This window comes from Cupriavidus sp. HY129, assembly GCF_059492215.1.
Genome location: NZ_CP083256.1, coordinates 54,302 through 66,769 on the forward strand (window position 1 = coordinate 54,302; position 12,468 = coordinate 66,769).

Here is a 12,468-nt window from a genome sequence, read left to right on the forward strand (position 1 = left end):
GAGAGCCTCGTAGCGACTCATTTGTCGCGTTTGCTCAGACCAATCGGGGCCTTTGTTTAGCTGTTTTTGCACGTCCTTCGCGACGCTTTTCATGCTCAGCTTTGCCGCCGATTCACGGGATGGATGGCAGACCGCGGCCGGAAGGGAGCGTGCGCCGCATCACACTGCGACAACAATTCGACGTCCTCTCCTCGCTGCAGCTTTACAAATGGGGCGCAAAAGGTAGCTCGGTCAGAACCGGATCGATGTGTCCAGTGCCATACGGTGAACCATGGCTCCGTAGCGGGCATAACGCCCCGCCACGGGAATCCGTTTACCTTCAGACGAGATGACTGCGAATGCGGCGCAGTTCGTCACCCATGCGAGTGAATCGCGCATCGGTCATCTCGACGGATGGCTTGGAAGTACCCAGCGTAGGCGCCTCCTTCGTTACCACCAGCTCAACGAAGGCCGGCGACGGACCGCTCAGAATAGAGCTAATCTGACTCTCGAAATCCTCCGGGTTGTCAATACGCAATGACGCCCGATAGCCCGCCGATCTGGCGAGGCCAACGAAGTCCACCTTCCGGGCGCCCGGTGTGTCGAGATTGCCAAGGCCCGAGAATTGAGTGCTGTTGTTGAGGAGGAAGTGGACGTATTTGCCCGGTGCTGCTTGTGCGACGGTTACCAAGCCCCCCAGCTCCATCAACAGACTCGCGTCTCCGTCGAGCACGAAGACGGGCCGCTCTGGTTGCGCCAAGGCCAGGCCCAGCCCCAAGGAGGCCGCTCCACCCATTAGGGGGACGCAGGCAACGTTGAGCGGGTCAGATGAAATCTTATCCATGGCGTTCATTGCACCCATCGTGCTAACGACGATGGCATCGCCACGGGATTTCTGAATAATTTGGCAGGCTTCTACGGTCGACATGGTCATGATTAGCTCCTTCACGCAGCATGCTGCGCTTTGTTTGCATCGTTCGTTTGCGAGAAACCCATGAAGTGGCCCGCGATGAGTACGGCCGGCCCTTTCCGTTCGCGGGAGGCTTCCCATGCAGCCGTGATGTGCTTCTCATCGCCCGGGGCTTCGAGACGCCAGTAGGGAATATCCAGTGTTTCGAGTAACGGTTCGAGCATTCGAACCATCAACCGGCGGGATTCTCGAGGGTCTTTCCCGAGGTTGGAAAACTCGCGTCCGAACTGACCGACCACGAATAGCATCGGAATGTTCGAATCGAGACCAAGGGCACGCACGCTGTTGATTGCCGCATAGAAGCCTTGGTTCTGCACCAGAATCACGACGTTCCGGCCGCCCGCATAAAGACCTGCTGCCACTTCGACTGCCTGGTCCTCCGTCGTTGTCGGCACAACTCGGATACCATTGTTCTGGTCTTCAAGCGCCTGATGCAAAGCAATCTGCAGCATGTCCGGAACAGTTGCGACGAAGTCGATTCCGCACTTGCGGAATTCGGCAATCACCTCGGCCGCGCTTACAGAGTGTTGGGTGAAATCGTTGTCCATAATTGACCTCTTTGCGCTGACGCGCGTTACATGCTCGCTTGCAGACCGGCGAGCGAATTGGTTCTGTGGTGGCTGTAAGGTGACGTGTTGCGTCCCGTGGCTGCGACCAATGACGGTTCGTGAAGCAGCCTGGAGCATGCGGTGACAATGAGTTGGCGCCACATCACAAGGATGAGCAGGAAGGTATACACGGCGAAGTCTCCATCTTCAGTTGCCCCGTAAGGTGAATTCGGGGTTTGCGACTTGTATCTAAATGTCTTAGTATCTAGATACAATATGCGACAGGTTGTCTGCAAGCAAAAAAGCGCAACCTGTTGGAAATTGAGACTGAAATTGCTTCTTTGAACAAGAAAGCAGAACGCCCAAGGAGAAAAATGACCGACGCTTCCGACACGCTCCAAGAGCACAAGATGTTGAGGCTGCTGAGTCTGCTCGAGCGCGTTTCCGCGTCGAACGAACCGGTGACCATTGCCCAGATAGCGATGCGCCTCGACATTCCAAAAGCCAGCGCGGCTCGGCTGGTTGACCTCCTCGTTTCCAGCCGGTATCTGGGGCGCATGCCCGATACGCGAGGACTGATACCGGGCCCGCGCTCCGTCCAGCTCGCCGCGGCCACACTCAGCAACAGTTCTTTCCGACGGGCGTGCCGAGCGATACTGCGCAGCGCGGTGTCTCGTCTTGGTGAAACCTGCAATCTGTCGGCCTTCGATGGCGACTGTGTGCTTTATCTTGAAAGGGTCGAAACTGCGGAACCGCTAAGAATGCATCTGGAGCTAGGTTCGAGGCACCCACTCCATTGCACGGCGGGCGGAAAACTTTTCTTGTCGCAACTCCCACTGGTCGAACGCACCGCGCTCCTTGATCGGCTCACGTTGAGTCCACACACGCCGCACACCATCACGTCCAAAGCGAAGTTAGAAGAAGAACTCGCGCGTCTCGCAGCGAAAGGCATTTCCACTGACCGGGAAGAGTTCATCACCGGCATGGTCGGCGTAGCGGTGCCGGTGATGACGGGCAACTCGCGCAACGCCATCGCTCTCGTCTGTCACGCTGCTTCCGCCAGAAGCAGCCTTGAGGACTTGCTGGCAAAGCTGCCGATTTTGAAGGAGGGAGCCTCACAGCTCAAAGTCCTATTCGACGCTCACGCTGTGGATTGAGGCTGAGGCGGGGACAGGTTCCCGCCTTCTCGTGGATCTCGTTAGGTCGCGTGACTCATGCGGCCGTACGCATCCAGTAGCGATGTCTTGTACACGACGCCGAGTATCGATGATGTGCTCGATGCGGGGTCGATAACGGGCAGGCGCTCGCCGCGAAATTTAAGGAACAGCTGCAATGCTTGTCCCAACGTCATGTCCGGCGTGAGGACATGAAAGTCCGGCAGCAGATAGTCCACTGCGGTCGTTCGCGCTGGCGTCCGAGGCGACACAAGGTCGGAAGCCACATCCTCCAAGGCGACGACGCCGCAGAAATGCTGGCTTTCGTCGACGACATAGAGATATTTCACAGGATGTTGTGCAAACATCCGAGTCAATTCCTCGACCGATGCGTGGAGAGGAACAACAGTGTCAGCTGGCTTCAGCAACTCTCGCATTTTCATCGCGGCGAGTGTTGAACGGTATTTCTGTTCGCGATTGCGCCGGACGGTCACTTCATACATCGAGCTGTGCTCCGCGTTGCGAGCAACGAAGTAGGCGATGACACACGACAGCATCAGGGGCAGAACCACCTGGTATGACAGCGTCATCTCAAAGATCATGAGAATCGCCATCAGCGGCGCGTTGGTGGCCGCAGTCAAGAAGGCACCCATTCCAACAATGGCATAGGCGAACGGTTGCGCGGTGGATAGCGGCCAGATGTCGTGAACACCGATTCCGAATATGCACCCGACCACCGCACCTACAAAGAGCGTAGGCGTAAAGACGCCCCCGACCGCCCCTGTTCCGGCTGTAGCGAGTGTCGCGATGACTTTGAGAACCAGCACCAGGAGTAGCGCCTTCCAGGTCCACTGCTGATGCAGTAGCGAGTTCACGACCTCGTAGCCATTTCCCCAGACCTCGGGCGCCCACACGGAGACGATACCGACGATAAGACCTCCCATTGCGAGCTTCATCGGAAGAGGAAGAGGCAGTTTTCCGAACCCTTTCTTGGAAACCGCGAAAAGCTGAAGGAACCGAGGTGCCAGAAGACCACAGAGAAGGCCGAGGACGATGAATGGAAGCACTTCGACGCCCGTGACAGTCGGAAATGCAGGCATCTCGTATGGAGGTCGATAGCCCGCGAACTCACGCATCGTGATATTGGCTACAACTGATGACACGACGATCGGGCCGAACCACTCCATCGCCATCGACCCGAGCACCAGTTCCGTGACGAAGAAGGCGCCCGCAATTGGGGCGTTATAGGCCGATGTGATGCCTGCTGCCGCGCCGCATGCAACGAGCATGCGCAAACGAGCCGGGTCGAATCGAACCAAACGGCCGATTATCGACGAGCAAAGCGCCGCGAGCTGAACCATCGAGCCTTCCCGACCAATCGAGCCGCCGCTTGCGATTGAGAAAAGCGATGACACGGTGCGCCAGATGCTCTGCCAAACCGGCACAACGCCGTCCCCGATGGTGACGGCCTCCATATAGTCAGCGCCGGACTTTGAAGCCCCTCGCCGCGCGACCAGTAGACAGATGCCTGCGATCAGACCTCCTCCCGTTGGCACCGCAATACGAATGGGCCAAGGTAAAGCTTTCGCCAGTTCGACGAAATTTCCCGGCTCTCCGCCTACCGCTTTCTGTAGCAAATCGACGCCTTCGCGAAAAGCAGCAGTCGCGTACGCGCCAGCGACGCCGACCACAACGGCCCACAAAAGCATTGCATGCGTGTCAGGCTGACGAACTGCCTTCCATAGGAAGGCCCGAAGCAGGCGAGAACTGTTTTTCATGAAGGGCCGCTGCAGGTGGGTCGATAATGCTGACCGGTCAATGCACAGACAGCACCGAAACTCTGACCTGAAACTGGGTGCCGCGACGTTGGGGGAACGAAGAACAACGCCGCTTTAAACGGCGGCGTTGTCATTCGGCGCGGTGAGACATGCTCAGTGTCGCGATTTGATGTGAACGGGAGACGTTTCGGATTGCCCGTGAGCGAACGTTGCGGAGGAGGTCTCACCCGAACCCGCGCGCAGCAGGCGAAGCGTCTTCGTTTCCGGGTCGACCTCGACCAGCGACCCGTGCGGAATAACCTCTGTCACGTCCTGGTCAAATCCGGCCAGCATCGAGATGCCGCCGAGCGCAGCGCCCTGTGCCAGAATCGTATTGACAGTGTTGAAGATGATGGCAACCGGCGCCATGTTCCGTGATTGCATCTCGTGGAGCATCCAGGCGCTCGCAACCCCGCCCTTCGCCGTATCCAGCACCAGAATCCGACCAACGTACGACTGGCCAACCAGTTTGTGCGCAGGACGCGAGAACACCCCTTCCAGACGATTCAAGTCGTAGCGGGCCGAGAACCCGTCCTTTGCAACAAGCGCCTCTGCCGACACCTTCTTTCCGAGCGCGTGACGCGCCGTCAATACCAGTTCGCTCATGCCAGTTCTCCCTTTTCCGCGGCAGCTACACACTCGTCCATCGATGCAAGCATGGGCGTGTAGCCGTAGCCGCCCAGAATATTCACAAGCTTTGCGCTGTTGGTCGCAAGCGTCTTCCAGCCCTTCGCTTCGGACATTTCGCGTGCATACGACTGATAGAAGCACATGCCGGCCAGAACAGTCCCGCCGGCGCTTTCGATGCGACGCGTGTAACCAAATCGCTCCGAGTCTGGCGAGACTTGCGGGCTGGTGACTGCGAGGAGCGGCACCTTGAATTTGCGGCCATCGCAGAGCTCGGCGAGCGAGCGCAGTTCGTACAGGCTCAACTGGGGCGCAGAGAATACGACCACGTCGATGGCTTTGGTCACCGCGTAGCTGGCGGCAAGCGCTTCGATTTGTTCGCGGTCGATATGATGATGAACCGGCAGTTTGTCGCCGCCAACGTCTTCAATGCGCTGGGCTTCAGGCGTGATCCCAACCAAGTGGAACAGCGCGATGGAACCGAAGCTCGCCATCGCAGCGCCAAAGTGCTTCAGGTCGTCGGAGGTCGGCGCACCCTCGATGCCTTCAATCACAGGCACTTGCCAGTAGTTGCCGGCCAGACGACCGATGACGCCACCAAGCGCACCCCATTCATTGAGTGTGCGCGGCGTGAAATCGACGCGAAAACGCATTGTGGCCTGTCGCTGTTCGTCGAGATGATAGCCGTAGCGCGGTGTGCGCCCGGTCAGGCCAGCAGACAACGCGGACGGGCCACCTTCGAAGTTCGAACGCGCGCCGTTCACCGAATTTGAGTAAATGACCACACCGGTGTCACCGAAGGCGACGTGCTCGCCACGCGTCGCGGCCAGCACCGTCTGATAGTTGATGCAGGTGTCAGTCATGCTGACGCCCAGGCGCTCGAACGCATGAATCGCACGGCGCTCCAGTTCGACCATCCAATCGCGCTGACCGAGGTCGTTGGCCTTGCTGAAATCTGTGCCGCGCGGGTCCGTGATGGTCGGAATGCAGACAGTGTGACGGCCGTCATTCGCCTCGGAGAGGCTTTCCAACCACATCACGCCGGCCTGCCCCAGGCTTTCCGTGTCAGCCATCACGTGCGCCTGCGTCACCGGGACGAAATCGCGCGCTCCGAAGAAGTCGCCGACTTGAACCTGATGTCGCATCGCCATTTGCAGGACCTTTCCGCGCTCGCCGTTGAGCATTGCGGTTTCTTCATCGTTGAGAAGCATTCGCCGTCTCCAGTCGTATCTCGTAAAGTGGGGCAATTCGCGTTGAACTCAGCCGAGCAGCGCGGCACTCGATTTCGAGAAGACATTACCCCGCGAGATGTAAGGCAATGTCTACTTTCTATCCGTTTCTTGTCTTAGCTTGTATTAAGACAACGTGAGCCAATAGTACCCAGCCGTCCGGGAACTGTCAACACTCAAATGAGGCTTCGCGTTATGGTCAAAGAATGGAATTTGGCAGTGGCCGAACAAGCTGAAACCCGCTTGGTTAAAGCGCGTCGAGGTGGATGCAAAAGAAAAGGCGCACGACAAAACAAGCCGTGCGCCTCCAAGATACGGGTAAAACCTGATGCAGTTAGCGCGATAGCTGAGCCTTCAAACGGAGGCGGAATTCGTGGAGAAGGGGCTCGGTGTAGCCACTGGGCTGCTCGTGACCTTGAAAAATAAGCGCACGGGCGACCTTAAAAGCGAGCGACGTCTCAAAATTTCCTGCCATCGGCTTGTAACTGAGGTCGCCGGCGTTTTGTTGATCGACGATCTTTGCCATCCGCCGCAGGATTTCCTCGACGTACTGTCGCGTAACCACCCCGTGTTTGAGCCAGTTCGCAACGTGCTGACTCGAGATACGAAGCGTTGCACGGTCCTCCATCAACCCGACGTTGTGAATGTCGGGAACTTTGGAGCAGCCCACGCCCTGGTCGACCCACCGGACCACGTAGCCGAGAATGCCCTGGGCATTGTTCTCCACTTCGCTCTTGATTTCGTCCGCACTCCATTGAGCGCTTTCGACTACCGGTATCGTCAGAAGCCCTTCAAGTAGTTCGTCCCGAGCGCTCGCTGCATCCGCCCTCTCAAGCTCCTGCTGTATCGCCTGAACGTCGACTGTATGGTAGTGCAGTGCGTGCAATGTTGCGGCGGTTGGCGACGGCACCCACGCCGTATTCGCGCCCGATTTCAAATGAGCAATTTTCTGCTCGAGCATCGCGTGCATCAGGTCGGGCATGGCCCACATACCTTTGCCGATCTGCGCACGGCCGCGCAGGCCGGCCGAAAGCCCCACCAGAACGTTGTTGCGCTCATAGGCGGCGATCCACTTGCTGGACTTCATATCGCCCTTGCGCATCATCGGTCCAGCTTCCATGGCCGTGTGCATCTCGTCTCCAGTGCGGTCGAGAAAGCCCGTGTTGATGAATGCGACACGCGCTGCGGCTTCGGCAATGCAGGCGGCGAGGTTCACGCTCGTGCGGCGCTCCTCGTCCATGATGCCCATCTTGATCGTGTTGCGCGGCAGTCCGAGCAATTCCTCGACCCGCGCAAACAGCTGGCTCGCGAAGGCGACTTCTGCCGGACCGTGCATCTTCGGCTTCACGATATAGATCGAGCCACTACGCGAGTTGAGCTTCGTTCGCCGGTCGTGCAAGGCGCACAGTGTTGTCATCACCGCATCGAGAATACCTTCGGGGATCTCGTGGCCGTCACGGTCGATGACGGCGGGACTCGTCATTAGGTGTCCGACGTTGCGAATGAACAGCAAAGACCTGCCGTGCAACATGACCGGCTCGCCTTTGGCACCGGTATACTCGCGGTCTGCGTTCAGTCTGCGCGTGAACGTCTTCTCGTCCTTGCGTACATTCTCGGACAAGCTGCCGTTCATCAGACCGAGCCAATTCCTGTACAACTGAACCTTGTCGGCTGCATCGACGGCGGCGACAGAATCTTCGCAGTCGATGATCGTCGATACCGCGGCTTCAAGCACGACATCCTTGACGTGGGCGCTATCCGTCCTGCCAATGCGGTCGTCGGCGTCGATCTGGATTTCCAGATGCAGGCCGTTGTGCCTGAGCAAAATTGCCGAAGGCGATTCTGCCGCACCGCGATACCCGACGAATTGCGCGGGGTCCTTCAGTTGCGCACGTCCATTTCGCAGCGTCACGACCAGGGCGCGGCCTTCGACGGCATAGTGCGTGGCTTCGGCGTGAGAAGCCAGGGCCAACGGCACCGCTTCGTCGAGGAACTCGCGTGCAAACGCGATAACGAGTTCACCGCGCCTGGGATTGAACGTCGAGCCACGCTCTGCGCCGTTCGCCTCGGAGATCGCATCGGTTCCGTACAACGCGTCGTACAAGCTTCCCCATCGGGCATTCGCAGCGTTTAGCGCATAGCGCGCATTAGAAAGAGGAACGACGAGCTGAGGCCCCGCCTGCCCAGCGATTTCAGTGTCGACGTTCTCGGTGGTTGCCTGAACCGTGGCCGGCGGCGGCACGATGTAACCGATATCGGTCAGAAACACACGGTACGCGTTCATGTCGCTGACCGGTCCTGGGTGTTCCTTGTGCCAGCGATTGAGCTCGCCCTGAAGTCGTTCACGTTCCTCGAGCAACGCTCGATTCCGCGGGCCGAGGTCGTACACGATTGACGAGAATCCGGACCAGAAGGCTTGCTCGTCGAGACCGGTGCCGGGCAATGCCTCGGTGGCGACAAAGCGTTCAAGCGAGGGCGCCACTTTGAGGCCGCTGCGCTCGGACATTTGAGTCATGTGCTGCTCCATCGGGAATCGGACTGATGAGGTGTTCAGCCCGCAATTTGCTTAAGAAAGTCGGGGAATGGCTGAGTTCGGGTGTTTGACCGTCTCACGTCAGCGCCTGAACTCCGGCGCGAGCGATCTGCGCGTCTTCGGCGGGCTTGACGCCAGATACGCCCACCGCACCGATCACCTGATCATCCACGATCACAGGAATGCCGCCTTCCAGCGTCGCGACGAGTGGTGCACTGACGAACGCTGTGCGGCCGCTGTTGATCATTTCCTCATAGAGCCGCGACTCGCGACGACCCACGGCAGAGGTCTTGGCCTTTCCAATTGCCATATCGGCGCTGATGGGCGCGCTGCCATCAAGTCGAAGCAGGCCGAGAAGATGCCCTCCGTCGTCAACGACAGCGATGGCTACAGTCCACTTGTTCTTCTCGGCCTCGGCGCGCGCAGCGTCGAGAATTCGCGTGGTCTCGGTAATGGTCAGGATGGACTTCGTTTGCATGTTTTCCTCGGGGTCATTGAAGGGTATCTTCGACAAGTTCGATCCAATGCCTCACTCCGGTGCGATTCGCGCCCCCGAGATGAGTCTGGCATCCGATATTGGCCGTGACGATGATTTCGGGATTGCCACTCTCAAGCGCATCGAGCTTGCGGTCGCGCAATTGGGTCGACAGTTCGGGCTGCGTGATCGAGTAAGTACCCGCCGAACCGCAGCATAGATGGGCGTCGGGCACGGCGGTCAAGTCATAGCCGAGCCGCGTGAGAATAGACTCGACGGCTCCGCCGAGTTTCTGGGCGTGCTGCAAGGTACACGGACAGTGAAACGCGATTCGCTTGCGCGCGCCGAGATTCAGCTTTTCCAGCGACTCTCCGCCGATGACCTCGGCGAGATCGAGCGCCATTTCGCTCACGCGCGCCGCCTTTTGCGCATACTTCGGATCACGGCTCAGCAGATAACCGTACTCCTTGACGAAGGCGCCGCATCCGCTGGCAGTCTGGACGATGGCTTCCGCACCGGCTTCGATCGCGGGCCACCATGCATCGATGTTCCGGCGCGCGCGCATCAGGCCCGCTTCCTGTGCGTTCAGATGATAATCGGTTGCACCGCAGCAGCCGGCCTGCGGCGCGTTCACGATACTGATGCCGAGCCGGTCGAGCACGCGCGCTGCCGCCGCATTCGTGTTGGGCGACAGCGATGGCTGCACGCACCCTTCCAGTATCAGCATGTGACGGGCGTGACGCGCGGGCGGACGCGGCTTCGCGGGCACAGTTTGCGCGGGAATCTTCTGCTTCAGCGCCTTGGGCAGAAAAGGCCGTGCGAGCCGTCCAGTCTTGAGCAACGCGTCGAAGACGGCGGGCCGCGGAATGACCTGACGCAGCCCCTCGCGAAGCATGCGCTCGCCTGCCGGACGCGGCACGCGCTTCTCGAGTTCGGCGCGACCGATGTCGAGCAGCGCGTGGTACGTCACGCCCGATGGACACGTCGTTTCGCAGTTCCGGCACGTGAGGCACCGGTCCAGATGAAGCTGTGTTTTCTCTGTAACGTCCTGTCCTTCGAGCAATTGCTTGATGAGATAGATGCGCCCGCGCGGGCCGTCGAGCTCATTGCCGAGAAGTTGATAGGTCGGGCACGTTGCGTTGCAGAAGCCGCAATGCACGCAGCTACGAAGGATCGATTCGGCTTCTTCGGCTCGCTGCAGGCCTTTCGCCTGCTCGCTCAGATTAGTTTGCATGCTGGCTCCCGTCAGATATCGGCGTACAGTCGGCCGGGGTTGAAAATGCCATGCGGATCGAGCTTGAGCTTCAGTTCGCGATGCAGGCGAACCAGCGGCGCGGCAAGCGGCGCGAACGGACTTTCTGCGCACGGTTGCTCCGGAACAGCGAGCCGCGAATACCGCGTTGCGTGGCCACCTGCCGCTTGCGCGATCGCGCGAATCTCGGCTGTCTTCGCCGTGCTCTTCAGCCAGCGCCGAGCACCGCCCCAATCCCATATGACATCTCCCGGCAAGGGCATGAGCGGCGCTGCATAAGGTAGCGACAGGCGCCAGAGCGGACGTGGATCCTCGAAGAACGGCAGTTTCTGCTCGCGCAGCAGCGTCCAGAACTGCATGTCGAGTTCCTCGCCGCCGATTCGGTCGACTGCGGAGGCAACTGAGCCCTCTCCGCCCTCGAGCCGCACGTGCAGAAGCCCGTCGACGTAACACGCGCCCGCAACGGGCAATGCGCCCCGTCGCCAGGCCGCCAGCTCGGTGATCGCCTGGGTGGCATCGATGTCGAGCACGAGGCTCCTGCGGGCACGCGGCTTGGGTAGCACCTTCATCGATACCTCGGTGATGACACCGAGACTCCCGAAGCTCCCCGCCGCAAGACGTGACATGTCATAGCCCGCGACGTTCTTCATTACCTCGCCGCCAAAGCGCAGGTGCTTCGCTTCCCCAGTAATGAGCCGGCAGCCAAGGACAAAGTCTCGCACCGACCCGGCCCACGGACGACGCGGCCCCGAGAGTCCGGTTGCGACCACGCCTCCGAGCGTCGCCTTGCCATCGAACTCAGGCGGCTCGCAGGGCAGCATCTGGCCGGCGGCATCCAGCGCAGCCGACAGCGCCGCGATCGGCGTCCCCGCGCGCGCCGTGATCACAAGTTCTGTCGGCTCGTATTGAACGATGCCACTGTGACTGCACACATTGAGCTCCACCGCCTCCGCAGGAGCTTCGCGCCCGAGAAACGATTTGGTGTCGCCACCGCGGATCCGCAGCGGGATGCGCGTCGAGACCGCGCGTGCAACTTCGTCGACCAGACGGTCGCTGTCATCCATCGGAATCGTCATGTTGTTCAACATCAGAAGCGCTCCAGTTCGGGAAACGGCAGAGCGCCGTGGTGCACGTGCATCGAGCCGAACTCCGCGCAGCGATGCAGCGTAGGGATGTTCTTGCCCGGGTTCAGCAAGCCTTTCGGATCGAATGCGGCTTTGAGCGAGTGGAACAGCGTCAGCTCGTCCGAGTTGAATTGAGCGCACATCTGATTGATCTTTTCGCGCCCCACCCCGTGCTCGCCGGTGATGCTGCCGCCGACTTTCACGCACAATTCGAGGATCGCGCCCCCGAGCGCCTCGGCTCGTTCCGTTTCGCCCGCATTGGCATCGAACAGGATCAGCGGATGGAGATTGCCGTCCCCGGCGTGGAACACGTTGGCTACGCGCAAGCCATATTCGGCCGACAGGCGCTCGATGCCCGCGAGCACGCCAGGCAACTCGCGGCGTGGAATCGTGCCGTCCATGCAGTAATAGTCCGGGGAGATGCGCCCGACCGCAGGAAACGCATTCTTGCGCCCTGCCCAGAACTTCTGGCGTTCTGCCTCATCGCGGGCAAGTCGTACGTCCGTTGCGCCGGCAGCCCGTAGCACCGTCTCGACCTTTTCGCAGTCTTCCCGAACGTCGCTCTCGGCGCCATCGACTTCGCACAGGAGGATGGCGGCAGCATCGACCGGATATCCAGCATGAATGAAGTCCTCTGCCGCGCGAATCGCGAGGTTGTCCATCATCTCCAGCCCGCCCGGTATGATGCCTGCACCGATGATGTCAGCAACGGCCGCGCCGGCGCGCTCGACAGGCGGTCACTCGACAATTTTCCGCATTT

General features: G+C 59.8%; 10 protein-coding genes and 1 pseudogene. 1 reads left to right on the top strand and 10 read right to left on the bottom strand.

Annotated elements, in window-relative coordinates; translation table 11 throughout:
• Positions 1-319: 319 nt before the first annotated feature.
• Together K6G35_RS29165 and K6G35_RS29170 are read right to left on the bottom strand one after the other, a co-directional pair.
• Positions 320-913 (bottom strand): thiamine pyrophosphate-dependent enzyme, encoded by a 594-nt coding sequence (locus K6G35_RS29165; RefSeq protein WP_495677160.1) that lies wholly within the window; start codon positions 911-913, stop codon positions 320-322.
• A gap of 11 nt (positions 914-924) precedes the next feature.
• Positions 925-1,497, bottom strand: a complete 573-nt coding sequence (locus tag K6G35_RS29170; protein ID WP_062611968.1) for a thiamine pyrophosphate-binding protein — start codon at positions 1,495-1,497, stop codon at positions 925-927.
• A gap of 374 nt (positions 1,498-1,871) precedes the next feature.
• On the opposite strand from K6G35_RS29170, the gene K6G35_RS29175 reads away from it, so the two are divergent.
• Positions 1,872-2,654 (top strand): IclR family transcriptional regulator, encoded by a 783-nt coding sequence (locus K6G35_RS29175; RefSeq protein ID WP_495677161.1) that lies wholly within the window; start codon positions 1,872-1,874, stop codon positions 2,652-2,654.
• 41 nt (positions 2,655-2,695) lie between these two features.
• On the opposite strand, the gene K6G35_RS29180 is transcribed toward K6G35_RS29175, so the two are convergent.
• The 8 genes and pseudogenes from K6G35_RS29180 to K6G35_RS29215 all read right to left on the bottom strand — a co-directional run.
• A complete protein-coding gene (locus tag K6G35_RS29180; RefSeq protein ID WP_495677162.1) occupies positions 2,696-4,429 on the bottom strand; it encodes a ClcB-like voltage-gated chloride channel protein in 1,734 nt (577 codons plus the stop codon).
• A gap of 153 nt (positions 4,430-4,582) precedes the next feature.
• A complete protein-coding gene (locus tag K6G35_RS29185; protein ID WP_495677163.1) occupies positions 4,583-5,074 on the bottom strand; it encodes an aconitase X swivel domain-containing protein in 492 nt (163 codons plus the stop codon).
• A complete protein-coding gene (locus K6G35_RS29190) occupies positions 5,071-6,306 on the bottom strand; it encodes an aconitase X (RefSeq protein WP_495677170.1) in 1,236 nt (411 codons plus the stop codon). Before K6G35_RS29190 ends, K6G35_RS29185 begins: the two co-directional genes overlap by 4 nt.
• Before the next feature lie 352 nt (positions 6,307-6,658).
• A complete protein-coding gene (locus tag K6G35_RS29195) occupies positions 6,659-8,839 on the bottom strand; it encodes a malate synthase G (RefSeq protein ID WP_495677164.1) in 2,181 nt (726 codons plus the stop codon).
• A 94-nt stretch (positions 8,840-8,933) separates the two neighbouring features.
• The gene (locus K6G35_RS29200; RefSeq protein ID WP_495677165.1) at positions 8,934-9,335 is read right to left on the bottom strand and encodes a heme-binding protein; all 402 of its coding nucleotides are present in this window, start codon (positions 9,333-9,335) and stop codon (positions 8,934-8,936) included.
• Positions 9,336-9,348: 13 nt separating this feature from the next.
• Positions 9,349-10,566: a glycolate oxidase subunit GlcF gene (glcF, locus tag K6G35_RS29205; protein ID WP_495677171.1), complete on the bottom strand. Its 1,218-nt coding sequence runs from the start codon at positions 10,564-10,566 to the stop codon at positions 9,349-9,351.
• Positions 10,567-10,577: 11 nt separating this feature from the next.
• A complete protein-coding gene (gene glcE, locus K6G35_RS29210; RefSeq protein WP_495677166.1) occupies positions 10,578-11,672 on the bottom strand; it encodes a glycolate oxidase subunit GlcE in 1,095 nt (364 codons plus the stop codon).
• Positions 11,672-12,439 (bottom strand): annotated as a pseudogene (locus K6G35_RS29215) (FAD-linked oxidase C-terminal domain-containing protein); the annotation flags it as partial. The pseudogene K6G35_RS29215 and the gene glcE, both read right to left, overlap by 1 nt.
• Positions 12,440-12,468: the final 29 nt, after the last annotated feature.